Raw genomic sequence first — 26,083 nt, forward strand, 5'->3', positions numbered from 1 at the left:
TCTCTCTTGCTCCCGCACTCTCTGCTGCTCTTGCGTTCTCTCTTGCCCCTGCACTCCCTGCTGCTCTTGCGTTCTCTCTTGCTCCTGCACTCTCTGCTGCTCTTGCGTTCTCTCTTGCTGCTGCACGCTAGCTTGCTCGCGATCACTCGCTGTTTCTTGCCTCTGTTTGTCCGCTTGATCCTGCAATTGGACGTGAATCTGAGCATTCGCTTGATCTTGCCCTTGTGGCTTCCGCCAAATGCGAGACGCATTCGAGTTGGGATTGCCTCCCCATGCTTCATTGCGTGCATTCGCACTAGTCGCAGCATGCATAGCAAAAGGCAATGTTGACGTTATGCGAGATGCATTGATGGCTAATGGGAGCTGACTGGCTGCTAAAAACCCTTTGGATGTAGAAGTCTTAGGCTGCCGGTCTACTTCCACATCGTTATCGTGATGTGACGACATCGGATCCATGGAAGCTCCTGCTTCCTGGGATGCATTCCTTACTAAAAGACTTTTGATAAACTGCACCGAAGCCGGCATAGCTCCCGTTGTAAAGGGGCCTTCGCCAAGTTTTGGCAGCGATTTGAGCGATGACGCCTGCGTCTTCATGATCGTAGGATCGCCCTCAAACACATGTGAATGCTGCGCCTGGCTAACCAAATGCGGTTGAACCACGTCATTCAAATAAAGCTTGGCTACTTGCATGACAGAAGGTTGTGCCGAAGTTGAAACGGTGCCACTTTCTTGTACATCTGCAGCAGGCTTGCCCTCTTGGAACTGTTCAAGCAGCTGTGTTGTTCTTTGAACAGCCTCTACATGGTCGGCTACATTCGCATGGCTGATCTTGGATCTTCTCTCCAAGCCTGTTTGGGCTGCGGACAGATTGCCTTCACGGATAACGTTTTTATGAAAAAGTTGAATGTTTTTAAGCTGAATATTGACATTTTGAGTTGTATGTTGATGTCTGCTTACTGCTTGCGGCTGCTGTTCCGGCCTGCTTCGCCGGCTGCTGCCAACCATCCCGATCGATGCCGCAATCTGCCCGATGGAGCGGTTAATTAACGGTAAGCTTCCTTTATTAACGTGATTAACTAATACTGGTTTGACTCTTCTCTCGACTGGCGGTTGAGGGGTCGTGTCCGGTTGATTCGTATGGTTAACAGATGCCTCAGCTTCAAGGAGCTCCTTGCTTTTGCGCCCTTTTTTCTTAACCGGCTTCTCAGCAGGTTCTTGGGCTTGCAGAGGACTTGGAGCGGCATCCGATGGTATTGAAGATGTGTAAGTTGATGGTTGGATTGCCGGTACTTTGTACCCGGCGTTCGCCATTAGCTGCTCAATCTGACGAATGGTTTGTTTCTTCGTAATCAGTGGCGCCGATTCGGGATGCTGCAAGCTTTGCAAAAGCAGCTCCAGTTGAATCACCCATGCCCGATCGTTCGTATCTGTTAATGCCGCTAATTGTTTGCGGCTGCGCATACCGTTTTGCTTAAAAATGAGCGCTAGCAACCCTAAATAGTTGTTTCGCCAAAAACCATATTTGCCCGCAATGCCTGTCGCAAACAGGTTCGCTTCCCTTGCTGCACGTCCTGCCGAACCAGCAGCCGTCGCAGAAGTCTGCCATGCAGCCTTCTTCACGTTTTTCTTTTTCATCCGGGGGTTATGCGATTGTCGGGATTTCATAAACAACCCATCTCCCTAAGTGTTTTCGTCTACTTCTTGAAAATGGTCTTCAAGCCTTCATGCACCAGCTCGATTGACTCGATCGCCACATTTCCGCTGGTTGCGTTCAAATCCGGTCCGTTCCATTTCACCGGAAACGCACTGAAAAAGTTCCAACGGCACATCTCCGTACCCGCTTGGTTGTGGAGGATGATGGAGCCGTTTTTCCGTTTGATTTTACCTTGGGTGACACTATCGTACCATTCCCACAGCTCACTGGAAGTGGTAATCCCTCTTTTGAGCACAATGTTCGGAGTTTTCGTACGTTCGATCATGTAGTGGGGGTGCGTATTCACGCCGCCTTCCCATAACGGCTTCACTTCGGTTTCCGACTTCATGCCGGTAACCTCGGAAAAACCGCCGACGATGAGTCCGTCAAGCTCTACCACGAATCGAAATGCGCCGCCAACATTATGCGGTTTGGTTGTTTTCACTTGTTACTCACCTCTTACCGAACACATCAAACGGATTGTCTGGCTGCTTTTTACCGTCGTCGTTCAAATTGCGGTTGATGCGGGATATTTCCTCACACCACGTTCGGCGTTCCTTATGTTCCATTGACATGATTTCATCATGCGTCCAATGAAAGTAGTAAGCAATAAAGCCCGCTTCCTCATAGATCTTGTCAATGGGATACCCGGTTATGCCCCCGCCATCTCGTCCAAAAAAGACACGTCCACATCGAACTCATGCTCACATTTCGGGCAGCTTGTGTGTACTCTCGGCACTTCCATTTCATTAATTTGGCGATAAAAGTTTTGCAAGAACGCGAGGTCTGCGGTAAAAAACTTCTCAACCACTCTTGTGTCAATGGCACGCAAATCGCCAAGGTTCGTGATGACGCGCGTTAATAAAATAATGGTCAGGTAACCCGGGTTTTGCTGAACGCGCTGATCGCGCATCGGCAGGATTTCATCCGCAGCCGTTGCTAACCGCATTACGCCTCTTTTGTGCAGGTTACCATTCTCATCGACATATCCTCTAGGCAGCTCGAATTCGTATTCTGTTTTGAAAGCCATGATGGTTTCCTCCTTAAGCTTTAAGCTGAAAAAAAGAAGAGATAGGAACCGGAGACTGCTGCTCCGGCGCCTACTCTAACGATCGTTACTTCGTGCGTGTCATGCCTTCATGAGCAAGCTCTAAGCTCTCGATGGCAACTTCATTGCCTGTCCCCTTAAAGCTTGGGGCCGAGTACTTAGACGGCCATGCTTCAATAACTTGCCAAGTCGCTACGTCCGCGCCTTCTTCGTTGATTGCGATGATCGTAACGGTTTTGCGGGAGATTTTCCCTTGAATGGACTCGGACATCCAGTTGTACATATCCATGGAGTCCGTAACTCCCCACTTCAGTGAGATGTTGCCGTATTTGGCAAGCCCCGGAAGCTTCCGGGGAGTGATGGTTTCGTTTCCTTCACGGTATTCAATTACCGAAAGGGAAGCGTCAAATCCGGAGATTTCGCTGAATCCAGCTTGTTGAATACCTTCTACTTCAATTCTAAATCTAAAATTGCGGTATGGATCCCTACGTTCGCCAGCCATGTTATACCCCTTTCCTAAACTAAGAAATATCTAACGGATCAGTTCAATTATTCTTCTCTTGTTTTCTGCGTAATGCGGAAGATCACAAACTCGGCAGGTTTCACCGGCGCTACCCCGATCACACAAATGAGTCGGCCATTGTCAATATCATCCTGCGTCATGGTGCTGCGGCCAATGTTAATATAGAACGCTTCCGACGGACTTCCGCCCATTAAAGCGCCGTCTCTCCAAACGCGTGTTAAGAACGCATCAATGGTCCGTTGTACACGAGCCCAGAGCTGTTCGTCATTCGGTTCGAAAACGACCCAGTTCGTGCCGTTCTTGATGGACTCTTCAATGAAGATGAATAGACGTCTTACGTTTACATATTTCCATAAACCGTTAGAGGACGTTGTGCGAGCGCCCCATACACGAATCCCTTGTCCGGCAAAAGCACGAATCAAGTTTACGCCTTGCGGATTCAAAATATCTTGCTCGCCTTTGTTGTATTGGCAATCGAGCCCAACGGCACCGCGAACGACTTCGTTAGCAGGCGCTTTTTGGACGCCGCGCGTTTGGTCGGAACGGGAGTAAATACCGATAACAGAGCCTGATGGCGGTATGTAAATGTTTCTTTTGTCCAGCGGATCGAACACTTGAAGCCATGGATTGTACATAGCTGCGTAGGAGCTGTCGAAAATGTTGCGGTGCGTCATCACGTCAGCGACTTTTGTTTTCTCACGCGGAATATCGAGAACAGCAAAACGGCTGCCTAAATTTTCACAGTGAGCAACCAGAGACAGTTGAACGGTAGGCTCCGTTACGCCTGGAATGGCCATGATGCTGACAACGTCGTTGTCGATGAAGGACTGAATTCCTGTACGTTTGCCAGGACCACGGTCTACGCCCATGAAGATATCCGGCGTTACTTGCGAGATGGAACCGTTGCTTCCGCCTGACAGCGCGATTTGGAATTTGCCAGCTGTCTCGTCCTCGCCGGAAAGCACCTCGAAAGGAGCTACGGGGCCGAGGTCTTTGCCTCCTGTCAAATCCTTCACCGTAATAATGTTGGAACGGGAGACGATTTTCTCGATATGGTTGGCTGCCGAAATGTTCAAAGATACTTTTTCATAAGTTTCAGCTTCGTCGCCATAGAAAACATGCAGCGTGAATTCGCAAGTCGTCAGCACTTTCGAAGGAAGCAAGCCGGCATCAACGACATCGCCATCGAGCTCTGCAGAAAGTTCAATAATATTGTCTTGAGAAGCTACGACTTTGCTGTATTGCTTTGCGCCTGCCGCTTCGAAAGCAACGACGTCGCCTACGTTAAAGCCCGCGTTATTTTTCACACGGTATTGCGTTTCGCTGAGCACTTCGTAAATTTGTGTTTTGGCTTTGCTGGATGGAACAACTACGATGCGGACTTGGTTGCCCCATGTCCCAGGGTTCTTGGAAGTAATTTGGAGAATGGAGGATTCTTTGTTGCTCTCCGCTTTGTTCGTTGCTACCTTCGCATCGGTCGGCGCTACACGCATAACGTAACAGCGGGAACCTCCGTTTAAGTAGAAATGCTCAACAGCATAGGATAGGAAACGGTATTCGCCGAATTCATTCTCGGACAAGTAGCTGCCGAACAAACGATGAAAATCAGCTACGCTCGTAACCAATTGAGGGACACCTTCAATTTCCCCTCTTTGCGCAAGCCCTATAAACCCGGCCGTACTTGTGCTCGCACCTTCAAGCGGTTGTGCCCCGCTGTCAAACTCTTCCACATAGACTCCAGGTGATAAATAGTCAGCCATTGTTCCCCAGTTCCGTCAAATGGCATTTATTGCACGGCCACAGACGTGAAACCAGTTCTCTCCTTTCTGCTTGTCATTTTTGTATAGAAGATGGACTTGTCCATTCTACTAATTAGGGTCAGGTCAGACGAATCATGCCAAGATTGGCGGTCGTTCCTTCCGATACGAAAACTTCCTGCGTCACATAGGGCTTGTTCGAGCCGTACGCAATAGCCAGTTCCGTCTGAAAAGCGGAAATCCGGCCGCCTCGAAAAGCGACGACAGCCTCTCCGCGTTCCGTCGAACGCGTCTCTTGAACAGGCAGCAAAAGCGAGCCTCTTGTAAATGCTTTCGTCAATTTCTTAGCCAAACGAAAGCGTTTCTGGTGTTCGACAACTTCCGCAATCCGGATAAGCTCCTCTGCGGCTTTGGCGCCTCGTCCCCGAAGCATGTAGGCATCACCTGCTGTCACAACACCTGTAAATGCCCCCAGTGCGATCTCTTCCGCTCCCTTGTCCAGTTGATCCGTCATAACGCGGGCCCGGGCGCACTCTTCTGTTAGAATCGTGGCCTTTAACTCGGCATTCTGCACTGGAACTCCAGCCGCATCCTGCAGCATGAGACGTATAAGTCCGACTCCTTGAGAAAACGGATAGGACGGCAGCGGTTTTAACTGAACAACCTCTATAAAATTGTCGTTTCCTACGGTGATAAGAGTTTGTTCTTGGAAGTAGTACTCGCTCTTTACTGTAAGGCGGTACTCACCGGGAGGTAAATCGTTGAATATATAGGAACCGTTCGATTTACTGATTGCTTTCGAGCGGGTGCCTTCTAAATAAACGGCGGTCGTGTTGCCAAGGGGAGCTTGTGAGGTTATTGCGTCAATTACGTACACAACTAGGGATACGCGGGTTTTCAATTGTGCTACTCGTAAATGTTCCACAACCCAGCCTCCTACCCTTGTATGCGAAAATCGGTTTCCGAAACTCTTTTGGTGGTCTTGATGCGGGTTGAATCGATATTGACAGGCCCCACCGTGTAGCTGACTGAAAGTCTGTACGGGGTATCTGCGAAGTTCCACATATTCAGGATGCTTTCGCCTTTGAGGGGTTCCATCACGATGCGGACCTCTTCCTCTTTCTCAGCAAGCGTTCCTACTGTCATGGAGCCTCGAAGTATCGAATGATCATAGAGCACTTGCATGGCTCGTCCGAGGATCCGGTGCTCATCCAGCGCTCTGGACTGGAGCTCTGCCGGTGAATGTACCGTCAGCAAGTAGCTGAGGTCTACCACCATGGGGGGAAATTGAATCTGAGTGGTCCCCCGGGCAATCATGTGGGTCTGGCGGTTATTGCCGCTCTCGCGAACGTTGTACAAATAAAGAGATAGGTAGAAATCCCCTTTATCGACAGGCGAAGCAAGCCCAATCATTTCCGGCTGCGGAATGGGATCGGGCGTCATATTTTCTCTAAGAAGTTTCACTAAAGATGCGCTTACATCAGCAATTACGGAATAATCACCGATAGGAATCACTTCCTGCCTCAAAATACCTATGTAGTGTGTAGAAATGGTAGGGAATATGTCACATCATGTACCTTTTTCTATTATAATTGCAAATCACTAGGCTGACTACAGAAAGTTATTATGATTTTCTAATAATCTTCCCACTCCTGCCGGGCCAATATTTTTCCGGACTTTTGCAGCTCATGTCGAATGGATTTGATAATATGCGGCATGCGGATCGGCTCACCCGCTTCCGCCGCCAGAAAGGCCGATGAGAGCACCACATTTTTAATATTTCCTCCGGCAATTTCATAGTGCTGCGCCAAATATTTAAAATCGACGTCATCGCTGAGCGGGGCTGCCGGGGGAAACATGGACTGCCAGATTTTCTCCCGGTATTCGCTATCGGGAAAAGGGAATTTAATGACATAATTGATCCGTCTCAGGAATGCTTCATCAATATTATTTAACAGATTCGTAGCCAGCACCGTGATGCCTTGATACTCTTCCATTTTCTGCAGAAGATACGCGGTTTCAATATTCGCATACTTGTCATGCGAATCTTTGACTTCCGACCGTTTGCCGAAGAGGGCGTCCGTTTCATCGAAAAACAGCACGGCATTGCTGAGCTGCGCTTCTTCGAAAATCTCGTGGAGGTTTTTCTCCGTTTCCCCAATATATTTGGAGATGACCTGCGAGAGGTCAACCTTGTACAGCTCAAGCTGCAGGTCGCCGGCCACCACCTGCGCAGACATCGTCTTCCCTGTGCCCGGCGGGCCGGCGAACAGCATGCTGAGCCCCTTGCCATAGGCCAGCTTCTTCTCGAACCCCCAGTCGCTGTATACGACGCCACGGTATTTCACTTGATTGCACGCATTGCGGAGCTGATCCTTCTGCTCAGGGGGGAGGATGATATCTCCCCACTGATAGCGGGGCTCAATGCGTGTCGCCTTGCGCTCCAGCTTGTGCTGCACCTGCTGGTAGCACGCTTTGTAGAGCGCAGCGGCATCTAGGCCTTCAGGCGCATCCGCCTGCGGCTCCCGCTGCCAGGCGGAATACCCGCGCGCAAGCGTCAGCGCGCGGTAAATTTGCCCCGGGGTGAAGCGGAATTTCCCGCTCATCACCCGGAAATCGATGCCCGCGCTCACACCGAGCTCGCGCGCGAATGCCGTCCAAAGGCGCTCGCGCCCGCCTTCGTCCGGCACTTGCAGTTCATACTCAAGGAGCAGCCGCTCCTTGGGCTTCCAATTCAGCCGGTTATATTTCCCGGCTAACAAAAACACCATGCCGCCATAGCCGCCCAGCATGTCGTGGAACTTCCCGAGCCGCTGCTGCGCCGCAAGGTCCGGCTCTTCGGGATAGAGCGCCTCCAGCCGTGTGAAGCACAGCACGGCTTGGTGCAAAATCGCCTCGCGCACGATCGCGCTCACCGTCTCCTCGAAGCTTGCGGCGTGCAGCAGCACATCCGCAAGATCGGCTATCAGCAGCGGCTTGTTGAAATGGCTGCTGAAATGCTTCACCTGCAGCTTCTTGCCTGCGCCCGCATTCCCCCATAGGTGGAAAGCGAGCCGCTTGCGCTCCGCTGCCGGCGCCTGCAGCGCCTCGCGGACGAAGCCCCGCAGCCGCTGCTGAAAGTCCTCCTGCACGAGCAAAGGGGCGAGCTCGCCGTCCGGGTACACCATCTCGACCGCCGGCTTCAGCTTCGGGTCCAATTCTCCGGAATCGAGCAGGAAGGCAACGATTCGTTTATCCAGCACCAGCGGCTTGGACAGCAGCGATTGGCCCCTGATTTCCTGCTCCTCGCGCTGCAGCATAAACTTCGCCAGCCGGCCATCGGGCGCCATAAAGGTGGTTCGCGCAGTCCGCATCTCCTCCGGATTGCTGCAAGCGACCTGCAGCGCCAAGCTGACTACAGGCGTCTTGTTGGTCAGATCGTCCTGCAAGAAGCCGAAGATCCGTTCATATTTGCGGTCCAATTCAACCGCAAGAGCCAGCATGACGAAGCGCTCCTCGATCGCGGAAAGCCCAAATACGGAGGCTGCATAAGACAAAGGCAGGAATACGCCTTTATTGCGGCTTTCCTCCAGCCTCCGGGCGATAGCAATTTCCGTCTCTTGAATGCCCGCCAAAAGATCCGCTTCCTCCTCTTGGAGCCCTGCCTCCCTCTCCTGCTCGCCGATAAGACGAATGAATTCGTCTTCGGAGACGAACATCCCGCGAAACGAATCCGTTTGCGGATCGGGAGTAAGCTTCTGCCGGCGCCTGTAGAGAAGCTCCAGCTTTTTATCCAACAGGATGAGTTCGTCTTTGTAGTGCTCCCATGCATGTACATAACTTTGAGCTGCCATAGCCCTCCCGGTTAATCTATCCAAAATTTTCATTGCTTGCCTAAACAGGTGGTTATTATTTACAATGATCTCACAAGACACAAATCGTTTTTTCCATTAATTGCTAGCATGAAAGGAAAGTGGCCTCTCTCTAATGGAACAACTTCCGGCGAACGATCATAACTGGAACCGAAAACTCATCCATCTTTTGTGGTGGATCCTGCTTGTCTATGAAATAGCAGCTATGATCGGTTTTCTCTTCGATATCTATGACCAGCCTTCGCAGTGGTTTCATAGTTTCCTGCAATACCAAGTTATCCCGACTTGCTTGCTGCTTGCCCTTATGGGCGCCGGTTATTTGGCTATTCACTTCCTCAAAAGATACAGTGATTTTATCATGATTATATGGGCCATGACCATGGTTTGTGTCTACATCATGTGTATTCCTGAGCTGATGAGCTCCTATGAATTAATGAGCATTCCGATTATTTTATCCTCTATTTATTTTCAAAAGAAATATATTATTTTTGCTTATAGTTTAGGCATCGTAAGTTTTACAGCCTTAATAGTTAGTCAGGCTTACAACGGCTATCCCATCACGCCATCGGAAGTTATCGTTTCGCTCACCGTCTTAACCGCGACGGCCCTTGTCTGCTTCGCCGTTATGACCAAAGGCATCTCGCTGGTAACGGAGCTTCGTGCTTCTGTCGTGCGCGAACAGGATCTTCTCATCCGCAATGTCATGATTGACCGGCTATCCAAAGTGGATGCGCTCACGGAGCTGTTTAACCATCGTTCCTTTCAAGAGCATACGGACCATCTTATTTCACATATGCCCTACGATACGCCGCTCGAGCTTGCGCTGATGGATATCGATAATTTCAAAAAGATCAATGACACCTACGGGCATTGGGTCGGAGACGTCGTGCTCAAAACGATCGGCGGCCTGCTCAAAGATATGCTGGGGCCTGACGATATGTCCTTCCGCTATGGCGGCGAGGAATTTGCCGTACTGTTTGTTGGCAAATCCCATGACGAAGTGCATGCCGTGTGCGAATCCTTCATGCAGCTCGTCCGTGACACCGAAATTCCGGAGATGCCCGGACAGGCGTTAACGATGAGCATCGGGCTCGCGCCTTATAACCGCAACACGATGAAAAAAGCATGGTTTCAGCAAGTGGACGAGTGCTTGTATATCGCCAAAAGAAACGGAAAAAATTGCATTCATTCATATTTATCGGGACAATACACATAATTGCCGGGGCGTAAAGCTCCCGGTTTTTTTTAGTTTGGCGGGGCATACATGATTTTGGCGAAACAGGCAAATAATAACCAAAATCAAACGAGGTGAATAATGATGTGTCATTCCATATCTATTCTTGCTAACGTAGACGACGTGATGAAGCAATTTCGCATCGACCGTCTGCTCTCTTATACCGCCAACCGGTATGAAGTCGTGCCGACGGAGTCGGTTTCCGCGATTATGATGAACAGGAAAGGAGAGCGGCTCCTGGATGAATTCCGTTGGGGGCTCATGCCGTTCTGGGCCAAAGATGCCGTATGCGGGGAACGCGATTCCATCTTCACCAACACAGCCTTCGAGCGCATTATCCAAAAACAACGCTGTGTCCTTCCCTGCAGCGGATTCTACGTGCGGGTGACGGAGGGCAAAGAAACCCAGTGGGTGAGGTTTAAAATGCGCAGCGGCACCTTCGGCATTGCGGGCTTATACGATATTTGGCGGGCGCCCAGCGGCGAGGAGGAACTGCGCACCTGCATGATGCTGATGACCGAAGCCAACTCCCTGGTCTCCCCTTATCACGGCAAAATGCCGGCCATTCTCGATGAAGAGCACGCTGAAATGTGGCTGCGCTCAGACATGAAGGACAGCCGGCTGCTCCGCTCCCTGCTTCGTCCTGTCGACGACCTGCTGATGGTGGCGAACGTCTTGTCATCTCCCGCAGAAAAGATGGAGACAGGCTCGGACGTCCGTGTACTTGTCTAGCCTATGCAAAAAAGCGATACAAGGGTTTTCTCTTGTATCGCTTTTTCTATATTACTTACGAGGCACAGGCGGCAGCTCGCTGCCCTCTCCGATCAAACGCACCCCTTCGGCGCATACGCCGTAAGGCTCCCAGCGGCATGTGGCACATAGATGTCCGATATCTCCCGGAGTCACATGTCCGGCAACTTTTTCGCATATTTCCGCCCAGCTTAACTCCATCCCAACATGCAAACCGAGCTTGGCTACGATTTCCGCGTCGCGCTCATAGACGGTTCTGTTCTCGCAATGAGCCTCTTCGTCTGCCGGGAAGGCGGCGCACAAATCATCGGGCCCAAGGACGACTTGAACCATCGTGGCCGGCTGCTCCCGCAGCGTCTCGTAAACCGTCGTCATATTTTGGCAAAACTCTTTGGAGTATCCCATTCCTCGATATCCTAACAAACAAAGCAAATGATGTCCCCGCAGGCCGATAGGTTTCGTCATACTTGGACCTTAGGCGTACGGTACAACCCATACCCGTCCATTTTGACGACAGGCTCTTTATCTTCTACGAGACCGGCTTTGGTTGAATGCAAAGAAACGTCGATCAGCCACCGCGTGAAATCCGCGACCGGCATCGCCTCCATCTCCTGCAGGCTGAAAAAGCCCGCCGCATCCACCTCTACCCCATCAGGCACAGGCTCGCCGCTCACGTAATCCAATTCAAAAGCAATGTACACATTATGAATGCTTCTTGGCAAATCGCGCACGGCGACCAATCGTGTCACTTTGGCTTTGACGCCGCACTCCTCCAGCACCTCGCGCTCAATGGTCTCCTGGATCAGCTCATGCTGCTCGATATAGCCGCCGGGATTCGTCCATCTGCCTTTGCCGGGCTCTTGCGCTCTGCGGACAAGCAATATTTTCTCATCTTTGGTTACCAGCGCGCCTACGCCGATACTGTAGTTGCCCCAGTACACAAAGCTGCACGCCGTACAAGCTCTTCTCATCGTTCCATCCACATCGCGCGTCTCCATAGGGGCTCCGCATGTCATGCAAAACTTAACTTCCATCTGTCCCATCTCCAACTTCCTGTAGTCATCTATATGTAAGCTTACTGCTTGAGACGGACGATAGGCAACTCCGATCCCGCTCCTTCTGAGTTCATTGCAACGGCTTTAGAAGATGCTATCTGCGCTAGTCTTGCGATTTCGCCCGATTGAGCTGATTCGGCCGGTGCTCCGGATCATCCGGGTCACGCATCTGCCCGGCGGTAAGCAGGTGCTCGTGCATACCGGGAGATTGCCGGCGCCTTGTGATACAATAGAAGAACTATTTTACACATGCGAGGAGAATGCTTAAGATGTCCAGGAACCAACGTTTAGTGACGGATGCTGATTTTCAGGAGGCAGTGGAAAGAGGAGCCGTTGTCCGCGTTTTCAAAGACGATCACATCGTCGACTCGAATGCCGTCATCCTCCGCTTCAGCGACAAGACCGTTGTTTTGCAGTCGCGTGTCGCTGATTTAGCTTATTATGACCGGGATGAGTGCGAGTTTTTTGAGATGAAAAAAAGGTGAGCCTCTCTATCGAGCCGGTCACCCAAACAAATTTACGGGAGAAATTCCATCTATTTTACTCCACGGGATATGCCGAAAGCTGAACGAAACGAAAGCCCGCCTTTTGCATAACAGGAATCGCCTTAATCACGCCTTCGGCCGTGTCCTTCTCGGGATGATTCATATGCGCCAAAACGATGGAGCCGCTTCGGGCCTTTGTCAATGCGTTGTATACTTGCTCCGTGTTAAAAGTAGCTCCGGCGTCGCCAAGCACGTTATAACCCGCCAACTGGAAGCCCAAGTCATGGGCGATGTTCGCTGCGACATCATCATAATAGGCCGTGCCTGAGCGAAAAAACAAAGGCCTTCTTCCGGTCAGCTTCTCGATCTCGTCGGCGTTCTCCGTCACTTCGCGAATAACGTCGCTCACATTCTTGGTGCCGGCGATGCCATACGCGGCTCTGCCGTTCACGGACAGCGGACGGTGCTCGGTCCCGTGGTTCTCGATCTCGAACAGCGGGTTCGCCGCCAGCTTCGCAAAAATATCCGGATTCGCAGCCAGCCATCGCGCATTGACGAATAAGGTCGCGGGTATGTGCTCCTTGATCAAATAATCGACCAGCTTCTCGTCATAGCCGCTGCCCTCTTTGCCGCCGCAAGCGTCAAAGGTCAGGGCGATGACCTTCTCCTTCGTCACGAGGTGCGTTCGCACGCCGGGGATGTTCTCGCCCCACTTTGTCGGCACTGCCTTTTGGTACCGCTCCACCAAGGACTGGGCTAGCGAGGCCGGTTTTGCAGGCAGGGGCGATGCGAGTGGTGCGTCTGCTCGCGATACTGGGGATACGTCTGATGTCAGTTCTGATTTGTCTGTCGGTTTTACTGTTGTTGATGTCACAGCTGATACGTCTGCCGGTGTCACCTTCGAAGAGGGCATCGGAGTGACGGTGACTTGCGCAACCGGCGTTGCAGATACAACAGAATTCTGCCTTTCCGACACAGCTGCTCCGTCCGCCAGCTTCACCCTACCCTTCGTCCCCTCACAACCTGAAAGCGTTATCACCACGCATAAAAGAAAGAGGAAGCTTAGCTTGCGCTCCCTCATTTGTGTTTTCTCCAATCGAGCTTGCTCTTCTCGAGCAAATGGCCAAAATCATTTTCCAGCCGTTTCTCCTCCGCCTTGCGCGCAGCCTCTGCTTCCGCTCTGGCCGCTTCCTTGCGGGCCTGTTCCTCTGCTTTCATCGCATCGGCTTGTGCCTTCAGCCCCGCTACGATATCAGGACGCAGCAAATCTTTGAGTGTCGCAGGTTTATCTTGCACGCTAGGTTCAGCGGTAGCGGACGACCATTTCTTTTTTGCCATACAGGGTTCACCTCTGTTCTATTTCTACATCAGCTTTACCCCTATATTGTACACCTCTACTCATTCAAATGATAGGGCACCGTCGCGACGACGATATCTTTATCGGCTTGCAGCTTCGAGCGAATACGTGCGGCAGACTGGTTGTGGAGCAGGCGGTGCCACCATTTTTTGGGCATGAATTGAGGCAGGATGACCATAATCGATTGCTTTTCCGAAACATGCGTATCGATTCTTTCAATAAACTCCGCCAGCGGTTTCAAAATGGTACGGTAACGGGATTTAAACACGACGAGACGAACGCCGGGATCCCATTTCTCCCATTTCTCCTGCATCGCCTCTTCATCCTCATCCGAAAAGGACACATAGAACGCAATGACGTTGGGCGATAAGGATTTGGCATAGTTCAAAGACTGCGCCACCACGCGGTGAATGCCCGCTACAGGCACTATGATCACAGGCTCCTTCGTGCATAAACGTTCTTGCGTGATATCAATCCGCAGCTGTTTCGCTACGTCATCGTAGTGATTGCTGATTTTGGTAATTCCCCAAAGCGCAAGCGGCGTCACGATAATAACAATCCAAGCGCCCTCGCTAAATTTCGTTATACAGAAAATAACCAAAACGGCGAAGGAAACGATCCCGCCTAAGCCATTGATAAGCAGCTTGCCGATCCAGCCGGCCGGGCGCTCCCGGAACCATTTGCGAACCAAACCGCTTTGGGCAAGCGTAAAAGATAAAAAGACGCCAATCGCATAAAGAGGAATGAGTGCATCGGTTTTTCCTTTAAAAATAATGAGCAGAAGACTTGCCAAAACGCCTAACGTTACAATCCCGTAATAGAACGAGAGCCGGTCCCCCCGGTACGAGAACATGCGCGGGAAATTTTTATCCTGTGCCATGATGGAGGATAGGATCGGAAAACCGTTAAAGCTCGTATTCGCAGCCAATACCAGAATCAGCATCGTGCCGATCTGTGTCGCATAATACATCACTCCACGCCCGAACGCCTGCTCCGTAACCATCGACAAGACCGAGGTATGGCCATGCGGGTCAGGTGCGATCCCATAGCCTAAGCTCAGCAGGGTGACGCCGCCGAAGACGATGGCCAGCAGCGTGCCGAGGGATGCCAGCGTTTTTTTGGCATTTTTGACGGAAGGAGAGCGGAAGTGAGGCACCGCATCCGAAATGGCCTCAATCCCTGTCACGGCCGAGCAGCCGGATGAGAAGGCTTTTAGAATGACGAATAACGTCAGTGAGCCCGTCATCGAGCCCGGAACAAACTCGGCGGCATGCAGGTTCATCGAACCTGTCAGCATATCGAAAATCCCTTTGCCGATCAGCAGTAGAATACATAGGATAAAAAAGTACGTTGGAATCGCGAACACGGTCCCCGACTCGGACGTGCCCCGCAAATTCAGCCAAACCATCACCCAGACAAGGACTAAAGCAATAGGAACAATATATGGCACGGTAGCAGGGAAAGCCGACGTTATCGCCTGCACGCCTGCCGAAATCGAAACCGCAACGGTTAACGTATAATCTATAAGCAGTGAAACCCCTGTGAGTCTTCCCCACATCATACCCAAATTTTCCTTCGCCACCATGTAGGCTCCGCCACCCATCGGGTAGGCTTCAATCACTTGGCGATAGCTCAAAACAAGAAGCATGATTAAAGCAATAATCGAGATTGCAATCGGCAGTGAGAAAGCAAAAGCGGCGACTCCAACAGTCGCAAGCTCCAGCAAAATCTGCTCCGTGCCATAGGCCACCGAAGACAGGGCATCCGAAGATAGGATGGGCAGAGCCTTCCATACCTGCATTTTCTCAGATTCCAGCTCCGCCGATTTCAGCGGTTTGCCGAATACAATCTTTTTCAATGAGTCACTTGTCATGCTGTGAAATTCCCCCAAATAACCTAGTTTTCAGCTTGATTTCCCCTTTTTGGGCGCAAAAAAACACAAGGATAGACCTTGTGCTTAGCCACATGTTCTCCTTTCTCACGATCGCTTACGAGGTTAGCTGACGGGTTCGGGCTGCGAGAAATCTGCCCTAAAGATCATGGCCGCGTGCGACGCGACGGATCTTACTCACCCCGTTGAAACCTGTGGTTCCCCCGCTTTTCCGTTAAGAAAATTAAGCGAAATATTCAACTGTTAACGTACGAGTTGATACTACTCTCTTATTCGCACATAGTAAAGGAGAGAAAAATCTTAAAAAAGATTATTCCCTCCCCGCATTCATTTAATAATTCGCTTACAATGGCCTAATCCTTTCAGAATCTCTGATTATCTAGCCTTTTGTCTGATTCCTTGGGTTTTGGGGTATTTTGGCAAAATTAATTTCTTACATGACGATTCCTTGTGGCTTGTTTTTGCTTAAAAATCATCTTTTTCCATACCAGCGGAATGCCGCCGATCAGAAATAGATAGCGGGCATCGATTATTTTTTTGAGAAAAGCGGCCCATTTGCCTTTCACTTTCTTGACCTTCAGGATACCGATCGCTTCTCCGCGCCCCAGCGAGGCGACCGTCCCTTTGTAATCATAGGCAAAAGGTCTTAGCGGGTTCCCCCTCAGGCTATGGATCACGTTTCTCGCCGTATTATAGCCCTGTTGAACGGCAATTTGGGCATTCGCCGGGTATGGGGTGCCTTCCGGGCTCATGACAATGGAGCAATCCCCCGTTATAAACACATCAGGGAACTGCAAGGAACGCAAGTAGTCATCCACTTTGACCCTGCCGCGCTGAACGTGGAAGCCCGCTTCCTGCAGCAAGGAATTCCCGCGAACGCCCCCCGACCAAATAACGGTGCCCGCACGAATGAATTGACCGTCCCCCAACAGGACGCCGTCAGGGTCGCAAGCCTTAATTGCCGTAGATAATTTATACTGAACCCCTTTGCGGCGCATTACTTCCATGCCGTATTCCACGAGGTCGTTAGGCAGACCGGGCGGCAGAGCGGTGGACGACGCTTCGATATTAATGATCTGCACAAGCGACGGATCGACATCAAACGTTCGGCAAAGATCAGGCACCCGGTCGGCCAATTCGCCGACAAACTCCGTTCCGGTGAACCCCGCGCCCCCGACGACGAAGGTCAAATATTCCTTATGTTTGGAATCCAATTTATATTTAGCGAACATATATTGGGTATGCTGGCGGATGAACCGGACGCTGTTAATGCTGTTGATCGACATGGCATGCTCCCGCAGTCCCGGAATGCCGAAGGTTTCCGTCTCACTTCCAAGCCCCACAACGAGGTAATCGTAAGTGAGAACTTCATCGGTGAGAATCACCTTCTTCTCTTCAGGCAAAATCTGCCGAACCGTCGCCTTAATAAAATGAATTTTCCGCTCGTCAATCAGCTCACTGATCGCTACACGCGCATTTTCATGATGATCGGTGCCGGCTGCCGGCATATGCAGATGCGTCGTCATGTAATGATAATCGTGTTTGTTCACCAGCGTAACAGCCGCTTCGCCTGATTTGATCAGCTTCTGCAGCCTTATTGCCGTTACAATCCCTCCGTAGCCTGCACCCAGAATAACCACCTTCGGTTTACTCATCCGAACCCTCTCCTCCGATTAATCATCTACCAAACCACACAAGGTTGTCATGTGAAAAAAATCACATAGTTAATCAGGATGCACTGCATGGTTTGCTCTTGTATTAGTATATGAGCGCCCTCGCAAAAAATCACCGAAATATGCCCTGGCAAGGCCAAAAAGGGCAGAGGGGTGGTGGGCTGTGGAGGCGGGGTACAGGTGTGGATACGGGAATGGCTGCACTGCGGCTATGGACGTGGGATTCGGATGGGATTCGGACGGGATACAGACGGGATACAGACGGGATACAGGCGGGATACGGACGGGATACGGACATGAGCTGCGGCGCGGGCAGGCGGGGGGTTCGGCCGGTGGCCTCCTAAGCCCCTGACCTCGCTTTATCGTGCAAGCGGCGCAGTCGAAAGCTGTTCATGCCCGCCACGCCAAGCTCCTCCAGCAGACCGTAATTGGCCCAAGCCCCAACGACGGCGCCAATGCCGGGCAGCAGCTGAAGCATTTTACGGAAATCGATCGTATCGCGGTATTCCTGCTGCAGCTGCAGCCAATCGACTTGGTCCATATAAGCTTCAGCAGGCGGAAAGCTGCTTGCGATCGCGTGCCAATTTTTGATCGTACGCAGCAGATCCGGCTTTTTCGCAGGGCTGGAGAAGGCCAGCTGAAACACATACAGAATAAACAGTCGCTCTCTGTAATCCTTCGTTGAGTAGCCGTAAGCATGCGCAAGCTCGAACAGAAATTTCAATTTGATGCCGATCAAAATCGGGAAATCCGCCAATCCCAGCAAAATCCCGCCCGCTCCTGTACCTGCTCCCTCGGCGGCGGCAATCTTTTTGTAGAGCGATAGCAATTCTTCCGCCTTGGCGTCGCTTTCGGCTAGAGAAGCGCCTGCAAGCGGTTCATTCTGAGGCATATAATTCATTCCGAACAACGTCGTCTGGAACATCCCTTTGACGGTTGCCGTTATCGTTTTGTGTACTTTTTCGGGAATCAGCTTATTGATGTTCGTCGAGACGGATTTCGAAGCTTTTTCGAGCAAATTTGGCATCTTCTCCTGACGAATTTCCCAGCGTTTCACCTGCCGCAGCATCTGCTGCTCATAGATGGTATAATCCGAAAACTCCATGTTTGTCACCGCCGTCCGCGTTTCTTAGTCAAAGTATAGTATACGGGACTCCCCGGCTCAAGATGCTCCCTCTGTTCCCTTCTGCCAGACATCAAAACAAAGAAGCAGCCCATCCATAATGAGCTGCCCCTCCCATATTAGTTACGCATATACACCAGCAGGCCAAAAGCCGCCACGCTCACAATCACGAGCAGCGTATCCTTGGCTTGCCAGCTTAACGTGCTTTTCTTCAGCAGTTGGTGCTTGCCGTCGATTTTTTTCATTTCCATCGCTACGGTCATTTGCTCCGCTTTGTGAAACATGGCGAGCAGCAGAGGCACCACAAGCGCCGGAATATCCTTCATCCGCACCAATCCGGGCCGGATCGCCGCTTTGCCTCTGGCCCTTACAATCGCTGAGAAGCGCTGCCACTCCCGCAAAATCAGCGGAATGAAGCGAAACAGCAGCGAGACGGCCAAAGCGAATGACTCCACCGGCAGCTTCATTTTGCGAAAAAAGGCTAAAGCCCAGTTTAGCCCCTGCACAAGCTGGCCATAAGACGTAGACACGGCTAGCCAGTAGCCGGCCATCAGGATCAGAAACAGACGCGTGAGCGTGAAAGCCGCGCTCCAGCCTCTCTCCGGCGAGAAGCCCAACGGGAGTCCGCCTTCTCCCGCCTTCCACTCCAAGCCGGTCAGCACGATCGACATGAACATGAAGATCAGAAATGGCACGGCGATCTTCCAGCTGCCGCGAACCGCGGAGCGCGGAAGGCCGAGGAACGACAGGCCCAGAAGCAGCGCCGAGGCCGCGAGGCCGCTCCACCCCTGCTGCTGCATCGTTCCGATGACTAGCAGCAGGTAGAGCAGCCACTTCGCTCGCGGATCGAGCGCCAGCCACGCGGCCTGCGGCGGCGCGGAGGCGGTGGCGCGAGCCTCGCGAGCGGGCTCCGGCGCTGCCGCTTGCGGCGCCGGCTCGGGGCTGGCGCTGCCGCGCTCGCGCAGCGCCTCGCATATCGCCGGCACAGCCAGCGCCGGCGTAAGCAAATCCGGCGCGATGGCGATGCCATAGCGCGCCAGCACCAGAGCGGCCTCCACGCAGCTCGGGAGGCCGACCCCCGCGCGCGTGAGCAGCTCCGGCGCGCGGCACAGCGCTTCCGGCGAGCCGTCGAAGACGAGCTCGCCGCGGTCTAGCACAAGGACACGGTCTGCCAGCGGCAGAAACGTGTCCAGGTCATGCGTGGCGATGACGAAGCCGCCACGCTCTCTCCCTCGAATCATGCGCAGCAATTCGCGGACGGCCGCCGCCTCGAGGCCGGCGGTTGGCTCATCCATGAGGAGCCAATCCGGCGCCGTGGCGAAGGTTGTGGCCAGCGCGAGCCGGCGCTGCTCGCCGCCGCTAAGCGCAAAAGGCGACCGCTCCAAGGCGAAGGCGCCATGGGGGTCGAGATCGGCGCAAGCGGCGCGGATGCGGTGCTCGCGTTCGTCCGCTGCGAGCCGGTAAGGGCGCAGCGAGTAGGCGAATTCCCCGCGGATGCTGCCGGCGAACAGCTGCTGCTCCGGGAATTGGAAGATCAAGCCCAGACGCAGGAGACTGGCTTGGTCCACCTTCCTTTTATGCCACAATGGTTGTCCGTCGAGTGCTATTGCTCCTGCGGCTGGTTCCATAATGCCTGCCATCACCTGGAGAAGCGTAGATTTTCCCGAACCCGTATGCCCGATTAATACCGTAACAGAACCATCCGGAAGCTCGAGACTAATATCTTTCAGCAGATGATGGTTGGCGTCATCCGGAGCATTTACTTGAATATTTTGCAGGGTTATCGGCATGACGATGCCACCGCCTCGCCCAGTTCATCCATATCCAAAGGGAGCAGACGAAGCTTGACACCTTGCTGAAGCAAGCCGAACGCTGTTTTGACCACATAGGGGGAATCCAGCCCTAACTCGGAACAAGGTGTTTTCTCAAGCATTTTCTCTTCGGTCTCCCCATAAAAGAACCCCCTCGGCTCTCCGTCAAACGTAATCCGTCCGTCGCCAAATCCAATGACGCGCGTCGCATCCGCCACTTCTTCCAGCCGGTGAGTGATCCACACGATGGTCGTTCCGCGCTGATGGGCTTGGCGCACCGCTTGACGAACTTCTTGTCTTGCTGCGGGGTCCAGCATGGCCGTCGGTTCGTCCAGCACTAAAAGTTCAGGCTCCGCCGCGAGGGCTGCCGCCAGATTGACCAGCTGCTTCTGCCCCCCAGATAGAGTAGAGAGCGTCCGTTCGAGCGGGAGCGACAAGCCCACCGCCGAAAGAATTTGACGATACCAAGCCTGACGCTCTTCCTGTGTTAACTCCTGCGAACCCGGCAGGTAATCAAGCTCCTCCTGAATTGTTTCACCCACGAACTGGGCATCCGGCAGCTGCAGCACGCCTCTGAATTGCTCCTGCTCATTGCGCACCATTTCCCCGCTTGAGAGCGGACTTAAGCCCAGCAAGGTGCTGGCTAAGGTGCTTTTGCCGCTGCCGTTCGGGCCGATGACGACCAGCCATTCGCCTTTATAAATATCTAAAGAAACGTCCGACCATACCTGCCGGCCTTCTTCCGATTGTGTTCGATAGACAACGGAGGCTTTCTGCAAAGAAGCCACAATTTCTCGATTTCCCATATCTAAAATGTCCTTCCACTTTCACAAAAGATGTGCTATGATCTGATTGGTCAATTGTTAACCTTCTATTTTTGATGAAGTTGACAATACATAAACAATAACAGAAACAGGAGCGATCAACAATATGAAACTCACTCTGCGCGGCGTTGTTTTCAGTGCCCTTTTTGCAGCTATTCTTGTGTTATTCAGCTTTGCTCAGATTTCACTGCCTTTTACACCTGTGCCTATTACCTTGCAAACGTTAGCGGTTATGCTCGCCGGCGGCTTGCTTGGCGCACGTTATGGCTTCTTAAGTATGGCCCTGGTTGTCATCCTGACGGCTATCGGCTTTCCGCTGCTTCACGGGAATGGCGGTTTAGGCGTCGTGCTGGGACCTACAGGCGGCTTTATTATGATCTGGCCGTTCTGTGCTATGCTGATCGGTCTAATTTTACCGCGTATTCGCGTGAATGGCATCATGGGCTATATTGCAGCTTTTCTCGTTATTGAGATTTTCGGTTCCCTGATCCAATATCTTGCCGGGGTTCCGTGGTTGATGTACAAAGTGCCAGCTTACACGTTTGCAAAAGCGATGACTGCCGCTTGTTACCCGTTCCTCTTGGGCGATGCGCTCAAAGCTGTGGTTGCCGTACTGATCATTGTGCCGGTTCGCCAAGTATTTTCTCCTGCGCGGCTTACAGGTTCGTCTTCGCACAGCGTTGTGCAGCGTACGGATGCCCATATGTAATGTAATGTAATGTAGTATAGTATAGCGTGAATTATTTAGCCTTATTGCTCATTACTTGAGCGGTAAGGCTTTTTTTGCTTGTAAGGCCGTTTGTCCATTCACTCACTCTCGCTTCCAAGGCGATTTTTACGTTTTTGTAATGCCCAGGTCTGTTTTTTTATTCGATTGTAATGCTCTGGCGTGTAAGCTTGTTCTTGTAACCGACAGTACGAAGCAAGCTGCAGGATGAAATGCTTTTATCCCATGCAGCCCCATTATATCGAATAGGAGTGTTATCCATGAAAAACAACAAAAAAGCACTAGCCGCTTTGACTATTACAGCAACCGTAGGCATGTCCGCGATTCTGCCTTTCAATGCCTTCGCCGCGAATCCTTTCGCCGATGCCGCAAGCTCCTCTCAAGTGCAAACGGCTATTGAACAATTAGCCCAGCAGCAGGTACTTTCCGGCTATGGGGATCATAGCTTCCTTCCCAATCAGGCTGCAACACGCGCAGAAATCTCCAAAATGGCCGCACTCGCTCTGCACGTCAATGTGGATACAGCGGCAACAACTTCTTTTGTCGATGTAACCAAAGCGGATTGGTTCTACTCGTATGCCGCAGCCCTTGAGTCTGTGGGAGCTATGTCTGGTACGGACGGGCAATTCCAAGGCAGCCGTACGATCTCATCCGAGCAGTTGGCAGACGTTATTGCAAAGGCACTGCAAGTGGAGGCAGCCGCTGTAAAACAATTGCCAAGTTACGCATCGTTAACTAACTCCCCGGTGACGCGCGGTCAGGCCGCTCTTCTCATTTTCGAAGCGCAGCAGTTAGCTCCTATTCACGTGACGAAGCTGGAGGCTTTGAACGCCATCACGCTGCAAGTCACCTTCTCGGCACCGATACCGGCTGCAGATTTAGAGCTTGAACCCGCGTCCAAAAACTTTGTTTTTGACAATGGCTTGGCGATCAGCAACGTTCCACGGTTAAAAACAGGCGCCGCTTCGACCTACATTATTCCAGTGCCAACACAAAAACCTGGGACAACTTACACCTTAACTTACAAAGGCAAACCAGCCGGTACGTTCACAGCGGGCACAGAGAAAATTGCTTTGGCATCCACGCACCAAATTTCTAACGATTCTTTTGAGGTCGAATCCCACTTGGCTGACGGCGTTGCGGATTACGGTTATGTCATTGCAGCATACGCCAAAAGCCGCCCAGGCTCCTTTATCGTAGATGAGAACAATAACTACAACGGTACTGCATATCAAATCCTTTCTTCTATGCGCAACCGTGAGGTGCAAATTACCCCTGAAGGCGGTACATCGATGACCGCAAAATATTTACTGTTCACCCAAGCTACCGACGGTCGCCAAGCGCCTAAATTCCTTTTGCCTAACGGTGAAACGTTCAAGCCGGGTGTGACTTACACGGTTTCTGCGGACTGGGCTACTTTGAAAAATGCTACATTTACAGCCAAAGATATCGCACCGCTAACGATTCAATCCGCTTCTGCTGTAGATGCAAAGACTATTAACGTGACCCTTTCCCAAGATCCTAAGGATGAAATTTTCGTTTCACGCCGTGTTACATTGACAGGAACTGACGGCACTGTTCTGACAGCTGAATACACGCTGAGTTCGCGTAAAGGCGCAGCAGGTACTTTCGGCTTGCTGAATAACGGTCAGCTTGTGCCGGGTATGACTTACTCGGTCGCTCCGGTGGGCGGCTGGGCTACGGCTTCAGGCGTTAGCTTGACTGCCGCAAAATAATAAGCTTGCTTATGTAAGAAAAGGAGTGCCTTGAATGGATGAGGTGCTCCTTTTCATCCTTTGGTGACGAGGTGATTTTTTATGTTGTTCAAAAATAGAGCGCTATTCGCTATGTTGACTCTGCTCATTGTGCTGGTCGGCTGCAGCTCGCAGCCTGTGGTGCCAGCTAGCTCTGCCCCTTCGGCTGCTCCGTCGACAGCTCCGTCGGCTGCACCTATTGCCAGCGCAGCCCCAACACCGGATGCTGCAGTGCCTTCGCCTTCTCCTGCACCTGCACCTGTATCGGGAGAGGCAACGACTCTGCTTGTTACTCATTCCAAAAGTGATTATATGTCTTTCCTGGATCCAGTTACGGGACGATTCAGCAAACTGACAGTTGGCAAAGCGCCTTTTGCCATTGCCGTAGGGCCTAACCATCGCGCTTATGTATCCACCGCTGAGGGTGTTGCTGTTGTGGATACGCAGCAGCGTAAACGGCTAGCTCTTGTGCCATATAGAGCCGCCGACGTTATCGGCAAGCCCCAGTTTGGCGAATACCGCCCCGGCGGAATGGGGATTGCCGTCGCTCCTGACGGCAAATCCGTCTATGTCGGCGTTTATTTGACTGGCCGTGGCGGAAGCGGTACGAAGAGCCAGCTGGAGATCCTCGATGCGGAGAAGCTGGCCATGACAGGAAGCGTCGCCGTAGGCGTCCGGCCGTTCGATGTCGTGACCAGCCTCGACGGCCGCGAGGTTTACAGCATCGATCACGACTCCTACTCCGTGACGGCTGTCGATCCTGTGCAGCTCAAGGCACGCACATTTGAGGCTGCTCCCTTCGGCAAAGGCGGCTTCGAGAAGCCGCACTATGCCGCGGTTCGCGCTGACGGCCGCCTGCTCTTGCCCTATCAGGGACGCGGTCTGGTCGTGCTCGACCCTGTCAGCGGCAAGTACGAGACGAAACCGTTGACGGGCAATACGCATCAGGAGGGCGTGACACTTACGCCTGACGGCAAGCAGCTGCTCGTCATCGGCAACGGTGCCGCAGGAAGCGCTAGCGGCAAGCCAAATTTAACCGTGCTTGACGTCAACACGTATGCCGAGCAGATCATCCCGCTTGAGCGTATGCACCAAATGGTCGCCACCAGCGCTGACGGACGCTACGCATACCTCACTGGCGGAGTCACTTACGCTGATACAGGCTGGAACGGGATGAGCGTCGTCGACCTGGCTTCCGGAGCCGTCCGCGACTTCGAGGTACCGGATTATGCGCTGGATGTGCAGCTACTTTTGGAATGATTGACTTTGGGAGGCTGACTGAGCTTGAAGCATCTCTTTACCACTTTGGCAAGGAAATGCTTAAAAGGACCGACAGCAATGAATTGCTTCAAAATCTCACTGGAGCGGTACAAGATAATAAAAACACGGGTGGTGCCACAGGCGCAGATCCCGTGTTTTTCATTGAACTATAGCCTAGTGGAACCAAAGCTGTTGGGCTTCCGTTGCGTGGTCGGTCCGAAGGATCAACGAAACGAAACAATAAAAAAAGCCCGCCGCATGGACGAGCTACTTAAGGATATTCTATAACAATCTCACCAGATTCAATCCTACGCTTATACTCAGAGAATGCAACTTGCTCCTCAGCATTAAGACCAAACTCTCTAGGATGGCGCAATGCAGTCAATATACCAGTAGGATCTATAATGCGCTCTGTGGCCCCATGCAAAGGCTTGGCCCCAATCGAAACACGGAGGTTTTGTCCTATAGGATTAGTAACAACAAACATTTTAAGATTATTCCTCATATACATCACTGATCCTCCCAGTTTAGGCGTTTTTTTCATTACTAACGGATTTACTGTTTCTTGGGGATGCCATACTTTTCCGGATGATTTATATAGTCAGCATAATTAAATGTATTAACATATTTAAAAGTTTTGGTGGTATTTTCATATTCGAACAAGAGCAATTGCTCGGAATTTCCAGTCGCACTTCCTGAATCTTTTATACCAATCGTATTGGGAGCAATTTGAATGAATGTAGGGGCATTCATTCTTATTTCTGCAGGGGGATTCGTTGAAGGAGTTTGTAATTTAAACACAGGTTGCGGTTTAATAGCAATTGCAATAAGACAACAGAGTATTCCTGCTAACATTACTTTCGTATATTTATCTATCATCGCCCATCTCCTTTCTTGACTTTAAATAGATTATATATCAATGTTGCAGGAGTCGAAAACAAAATTTACAAAAATAATGGTTAAATTGGAAATTACAGATACTTCTCACTTTCTGTGATTTCAAAGACTACACCCATTTTCTCTCCCGAGACGGCTTTTTCGGCGCTCTCGGCCGACTTTTGTGCTATGCACACCAGTTTTCCACCCCCGAGACGGCCTTTTCGGCTCTCTCGACTGCATTTAGCTACTTTTCACACCCTGAGACGGCTTTTTCGGCGCTCTCGTCCAACTTTTGTGCTATGCACACTAGTTTTTCACCCCCGAGACGGCCCTTTCGGCTCTCTCAACTGCATTTAGCTACTTTCCACACGCTGAGACGGCTTTTTCG

27 protein-coding genes, 1 pseudogene and 1 riboswitch are annotated in these 26,083 nt (G+C 51.7%); of the genes and pseudogenes, 8 read left to right on the forward strand and 20 right to left on the reverse strand.

The window, feature by feature from the left end:
- The 9 genes and pseudogenes from AC3WRW_RS10730 to AC3WRW_RS10770 form a co-directional block, all read right to left on the reverse strand.
- Positions 1-1,665 (reverse strand): annotated as a pseudogene (locus tag AC3WRW_RS10730) (hypothetical protein); the annotation flags it as partial.
- A 29-nt stretch (positions 1,666-1,694) separates the two neighbouring features.
- On the reverse strand, positions 1,695-2,138 hold the full coding sequence (locus tag AC3WRW_RS10735; protein WP_492546310.1) for a phage tail protein: 444 nt from the start codon (positions 2,136-2,138) through the stop codon (positions 1,695-1,697).
- 7 nt (positions 2,139-2,145) lie between these two features.
- Positions 2,146-2,349, reverse strand: a complete 204-nt coding sequence (locus AC3WRW_RS10740) for a DUF6760 family protein (RefSeq protein ID WP_127458506.1) — start codon at positions 2,347-2,349, stop codon at positions 2,146-2,148.
- Positions 2,346-2,723 carry a phage tail assembly protein gene (locus tag AC3WRW_RS10745; RefSeq protein WP_127458507.1) on the reverse strand — a complete coding sequence of 126 codons (378 nt, stop codon included), beginning with the start codon at positions 2,721-2,723 and terminating at the stop codon, positions 2,346-2,348. The genes AC3WRW_RS10740 and AC3WRW_RS10745 overlap by 4 nt, the downstream gene beginning before the upstream one ends.
- Before the next feature lie 85 nt (positions 2,724-2,808).
- Positions 2,809-3,243 carry a phage tail protein gene (locus AC3WRW_RS10750; protein WP_171684448.1) on the reverse strand — a complete coding sequence of 145 codons (435 nt, stop codon included), beginning with the start codon at positions 3,241-3,243 and terminating at the stop codon, positions 2,809-2,811.
- 47 nt (positions 3,244-3,290) lie between these two features.
- Positions 3,291-5,024 (reverse strand): phage tail sheath subtilisin-like domain-containing protein, encoded by a 1,734-nt coding sequence (locus AC3WRW_RS10755; RefSeq protein ID WP_492546311.1) that lies wholly within the window; start codon positions 5,022-5,024, stop codon positions 3,291-3,293.
- Positions 5,025-5,142: 118 nt separating this feature from the next.
- Positions 5,143-5,946 carry a beta-sandwich domain-containing protein gene (locus tag AC3WRW_RS10760; RefSeq protein WP_492546312.1) on the reverse strand — a complete coding sequence of 268 codons (804 nt, stop codon included), beginning with the start codon at positions 5,944-5,946 and terminating at the stop codon, positions 5,143-5,145.
- 11 nt (positions 5,947-5,957) lie between these two features.
- Entirely contained in the window at positions 5,958-6,536 is a 579-nt protein-coding gene (locus AC3WRW_RS10765) for a Pvc16 family protein (RefSeq protein WP_492546313.1), read from the reverse strand.
- A gap of 119 nt (positions 6,537-6,655) precedes the next feature.
- The gene (locus AC3WRW_RS10770) at positions 6,656-8,854 is read right to left on the reverse strand and encodes an AAA family ATPase (RefSeq protein ID WP_492546314.1); all 2,199 of its coding nucleotides are present in this window, start codon (positions 8,852-8,854) and stop codon (positions 6,656-6,658) included.
- 133 nt (positions 8,855-8,987) lie between these two features.
- On the opposite strand from AC3WRW_RS10770, the gene AC3WRW_RS10775 reads away from it, so the two are divergent.
- Entirely contained in the window at positions 8,988-10,088 is a 1,101-nt protein-coding gene (locus tag AC3WRW_RS10775; RefSeq protein WP_492546315.1) for a GGDEF domain-containing protein, read from the forward strand.
- 102 nt (positions 10,089-10,190) lie between these two features.
- Entirely contained in the window at positions 10,191-10,838 is a 648-nt protein-coding gene (locus tag AC3WRW_RS10780) for an SOS response-associated peptidase (protein ID WP_492546316.1), read from the forward strand.
- Positions 10,839-10,889: 51 nt separating this feature from the next.
- On the opposite strand, the gene AC3WRW_RS10785 is transcribed toward AC3WRW_RS10780, so the two are convergent.
- Both AC3WRW_RS10785 and AC3WRW_RS10790 read right to left on the reverse strand, forming a co-directional pair.
- A complete protein-coding gene (locus AC3WRW_RS10785; protein ID WP_492546317.1) occupies positions 10,890-11,261 on the reverse strand; it encodes a DUF1284 domain-containing protein in 372 nt (123 codons plus the stop codon).
- Positions 11,262-11,317: 56 nt separating this feature from the next.
- Positions 11,318-11,890, reverse strand: coding sequence for an NUDIX domain-containing protein (locus AC3WRW_RS10790; protein WP_492546318.1), 573 nt, complete (start codon positions 11,888-11,890; stop codon positions 11,318-11,320).
- A 112-nt stretch (positions 11,891-12,002) separates the two neighbouring features.
- On the opposite strand from AC3WRW_RS10790, the gene AC3WRW_RS10795 reads away from it, so the two are divergent.
- Both AC3WRW_RS10795 and AC3WRW_RS10800 read left to right on the forward strand, forming a co-directional pair.
- Positions 12,003-12,179: a hypothetical protein gene (locus AC3WRW_RS10795; RefSeq protein ID WP_492546319.1), complete on the forward strand. Its 177-nt coding sequence runs from the start codon at positions 12,003-12,005 to the stop codon at positions 12,177-12,179.
- Position 12,180: 1 nt separating this feature from the next.
- Positions 12,181-12,396: a hypothetical protein gene (locus tag AC3WRW_RS10800; RefSeq protein WP_492546320.1), complete on the forward strand. Its 216-nt coding sequence runs from the start codon at positions 12,181-12,183 to the stop codon at positions 12,394-12,396.
- 55 nt (positions 12,397-12,451) lie between these two features.
- On the opposite strand, the gene AC3WRW_RS10805 is transcribed toward AC3WRW_RS10800, so the two are convergent.
- The 4 genes from AC3WRW_RS10805 to AC3WRW_RS10820 all read right to left on the reverse strand — a co-directional run bounded on the left by AC3WRW_RS10805 (position 12,452) and on the right by AC3WRW_RS10820 (position 17,299).
- Positions 12,452-13,477, reverse strand: a complete 1,026-nt coding sequence (locus AC3WRW_RS10805) for a polysaccharide deacetylase family protein (protein WP_492546321.1) — start codon at positions 13,475-13,477, stop codon at positions 12,452-12,454.
- Positions 13,474-13,734 (reverse strand): YqkE family protein, encoded by a 261-nt coding sequence (locus AC3WRW_RS10810; protein ID WP_492546322.1) that lies wholly within the window; start codon positions 13,732-13,734, stop codon positions 13,474-13,476. Before AC3WRW_RS10810 ends, AC3WRW_RS10805 begins: the two co-directional genes overlap by 4 nt.
- Positions 13,735-13,790: 56 nt before the next feature.
- Positions 13,791-15,626 (reverse strand): APC family permease, encoded by a 1,836-nt coding sequence (locus AC3WRW_RS10815; protein WP_492546323.1) that lies wholly within the window; start codon positions 15,624-15,626, stop codon positions 13,791-13,793.
- Between the two features lie 97 nt (positions 15,627-15,723).
- A riboswitch (cyclic di-AMP (ydaO/yuaA leader) is annotated at positions 15,724-15,884 on the reverse strand.
- A gap of 185 nt (positions 15,885-16,069) precedes the next feature.
- Complete coding sequence (locus tag AC3WRW_RS10820) at positions 16,070-17,299, reverse strand: NAD(P)/FAD-dependent oxidoreductase (RefSeq protein ID WP_492546324.1); 1,230 nt, start codon at positions 17,297-17,299, stop codon at positions 16,070-16,072.
- A 200-nt stretch (positions 17,300-17,499) separates the two neighbouring features.
- Between AC3WRW_RS10820 and AC3WRW_RS10825 the strand changes: the two genes are divergently transcribed.
- A complete protein-coding gene (locus AC3WRW_RS10825; RefSeq protein ID WP_492546325.1) occupies positions 17,500-17,661 on the forward strand; it encodes a hypothetical protein in 162 nt (53 codons plus the stop codon).
- Here AC3WRW_RS10825 and AC3WRW_RS10830 read toward each other — a convergent pair.
- The 3 genes from AC3WRW_RS10830 to AC3WRW_RS10840 form a co-directional block, all read right to left on the reverse strand.
- The gene (locus tag AC3WRW_RS10830) at positions 17,658-18,422 is read right to left on the reverse strand and encodes an EcsC family protein (RefSeq protein ID WP_492546326.1); all 765 of its coding nucleotides are present in this window, start codon (positions 18,420-18,422) and stop codon (positions 17,658-17,660) included. The two genes, AC3WRW_RS10825 and AC3WRW_RS10830, sit on opposite strands and share 4 nt — an antisense overlap.
- Positions 18,423-18,559: 137 nt before the next feature.
- Entirely contained in the window at positions 18,560-20,230 is a 1,671-nt protein-coding gene (locus AC3WRW_RS10835; RefSeq protein WP_492546327.1) for an ATP-binding cassette domain-containing protein, read from the reverse strand.
- Positions 20,221-21,057 (reverse strand): ATP-binding cassette domain-containing protein, encoded by an 837-nt coding sequence (locus tag AC3WRW_RS10840; RefSeq protein WP_492546328.1) that lies wholly within the window; start codon positions 21,055-21,057, stop codon positions 20,221-20,223. Before AC3WRW_RS10840 ends, AC3WRW_RS10835 begins: the two co-directional genes overlap by 10 nt.
- Positions 21,058-21,181: 124 nt before the next feature.
- On the opposite strand from AC3WRW_RS10840, the gene AC3WRW_RS10845 reads away from it, so the two are divergent.
- The 3 genes from AC3WRW_RS10845 (at position 21,182) to AC3WRW_RS10855 (ending at position 24,816) form a co-directional block, all read left to right on the forward strand.
- Entirely contained in the window at positions 21,182-21,784 is a 603-nt protein-coding gene (locus AC3WRW_RS10845; RefSeq protein WP_492546329.1) for a biotin transporter BioY, read from the forward strand.
- 278 nt (positions 21,785-22,062) lie between these two features.
- The gene (locus tag AC3WRW_RS10850) at positions 22,063-23,538 is read left to right on the forward strand and encodes an S-layer homology domain-containing protein (RefSeq protein WP_492546330.1); all 1,476 of its coding nucleotides are present in this window, start codon (positions 22,063-22,065) and stop codon (positions 23,536-23,538) included.
- Between the two features lie 81 nt (positions 23,539-23,619).
- Positions 23,620-24,816, forward strand: coding sequence for a beta-propeller fold lactonase family protein (locus AC3WRW_RS10855; RefSeq protein ID WP_492546331.1), 1,197 nt, complete (start codon positions 23,620-23,622; stop codon positions 24,814-24,816).
- A 271-nt stretch (positions 24,817-25,087) separates the two neighbouring features.
- Here AC3WRW_RS10855 and AC3WRW_RS10860 read toward each other — a convergent pair whose 3' ends face one another.
- Both AC3WRW_RS10860 and AC3WRW_RS10865 read right to left on the reverse strand, forming a co-directional pair.
- Entirely contained in the window at positions 25,088-25,327 is a 240-nt protein-coding gene (locus AC3WRW_RS10860) for a hypothetical protein (RefSeq protein ID WP_492546332.1), read from the reverse strand.
- A 44-nt stretch (positions 25,328-25,371) separates the two neighbouring features.
- Positions 25,372-25,695 (reverse strand): hypothetical protein, encoded by a 324-nt coding sequence (locus AC3WRW_RS10865; RefSeq protein ID WP_492546333.1) that lies wholly within the window; start codon positions 25,693-25,695, stop codon positions 25,372-25,374.
- Between the last annotated feature and the right edge of the window lie 388 nt (positions 25,696-26,083).

The organism is Paenibacillus sp. FW126-R14 (genome assembly GCF_058789495.1).

Coding starts and splice junctions, on each gene's coding strand:
- AC3WRW_RS10745 (WP_127458507.1), bottom strand. CDS start 2,723: ATGGCTTTCAAAACAGAATACGAATTCGAGCTGCCTAGAGGATATGTC.
- AC3WRW_RS10750 (WP_171684448.1), bottom strand. CDS start 3,243: ATGGCTGGCGAACGTAGGGATCCATACCGCAATTTTAGATTTAGAATT.
- AC3WRW_RS10755 (WP_492546311.1), bottom strand. CDS start 5,024: ATGGCTGACTATTTATCACCTGGAGTCTATGTGGAAGAGTTTGACAGC.
- AC3WRW_RS10770 (WP_492546314.1), bottom strand. CDS start 8,854: ATGGCAGCTCAAAGTTATGTACATGCATGGGAGCACTACAAAGACGAA.
- AC3WRW_RS10775 (WP_492546315.1), top strand. CDS start 8,988: ATGGAACAACTTCCGGCGAACGATCATAACTGGAACCGAAAACTCATC.
- AC3WRW_RS10780 (WP_492546316.1), top strand. CDS start 10,191: ATGTGTCATTCCATATCTATTCTTGCTAACGTAGACGACGTGATGAAG.
- AC3WRW_RS10785 (WP_492546317.1), bottom strand. CDS start 11,261: ATGGGATACTCCAAAGAGTTTTGCCAAAATATGACGACGGTTTACGAG.
- AC3WRW_RS10790 (WP_492546318.1), bottom strand. CDS start 11,890: ATGGAAGTTAAGTTTTGCATGACATGCGGAGCCCCTATGGAGACGCGC.
- AC3WRW_RS10795 (WP_492546319.1), top strand. CDS start 12,003: ATGCTATCTGCGCTAGTCTTGCGATTTCGCCCGATTGAGCTGATTCGG.
- AC3WRW_RS10800 (WP_492546320.1), top strand. CDS start 12,181: ATGTCCAGGAACCAACGTTTAGTGACGGATGCTGATTTTCAGGAGGCA.
- AC3WRW_RS10805 (WP_492546321.1), bottom strand. CDS start 13,477: ATGAGGGAGCGCAAGCTAAGCTTCCTCTTTCTTTTATGCGTGGTGATA.
- AC3WRW_RS10810 (WP_492546322.1), bottom strand. CDS start 13,734: ATGGCAAAAAAGAAATGGTCGTCCGCTACCGCTGAACCTAGCGTGCAA.
- AC3WRW_RS10815 (WP_492546323.1), bottom strand. CDS start 15,626: ATGACAAGTGACTCATTGAAAAAGATTGTATTCGGCAAACCGCTGAAA.
- AC3WRW_RS10820 (WP_492546324.1), bottom strand. CDS start 17,299: ATGAGTAAACCGAAGGTGGTTATTCTGGGTGCAGGCTACGGAGGGATT.
- AC3WRW_RS10830 (WP_492546326.1), bottom strand. CDS start 18,422: ATGGAGTTTTCGGATTATACCATCTATGAGCAGCAGATGCTGCGGCAG.
- AC3WRW_RS10835 (WP_492546327.1), bottom strand. CDS start 20,230: ATGCCGATAACCCTGCAAAATATTCAAGTAAATGCTCCGGATGACGCC.
- AC3WRW_RS10840 (WP_492546328.1), bottom strand. CDS start 21,057: ATGGGAAATCGAGAAATTGTGGCTTCTTTGCAGAAAGCCTCCGTTGTC.
- AC3WRW_RS10845 (WP_492546329.1), top strand. CDS start 21,182: ATGAAACTCACTCTGCGCGGCGTTGTTTTCAGTGCCCTTTTTGCAGCT.
- AC3WRW_RS10850 (WP_492546330.1), top strand. CDS start 22,063: ATGAAAAACAACAAAAAAGCACTAGCCGCTTTGACTATTACAGCAACC.
- AC3WRW_RS10855 (WP_492546331.1), top strand. CDS start 23,620: ATGTTGTTCAAAAATAGAGCGCTATTCGCTATGTTGACTCTGCTCATT.
- AC3WRW_RS10860 (WP_492546332.1), bottom strand. CDS start 25,327: ATGTATATGAGGAATAATCTTAAAATGTTTGTTGTTACTAATCCTATA.
- AC3WRW_RS10865 (WP_492546333.1), bottom strand. CDS start 25,695: ATGATAGATAAATATACGAAAGTAATGTTAGCAGGAATACTCTGTTGT.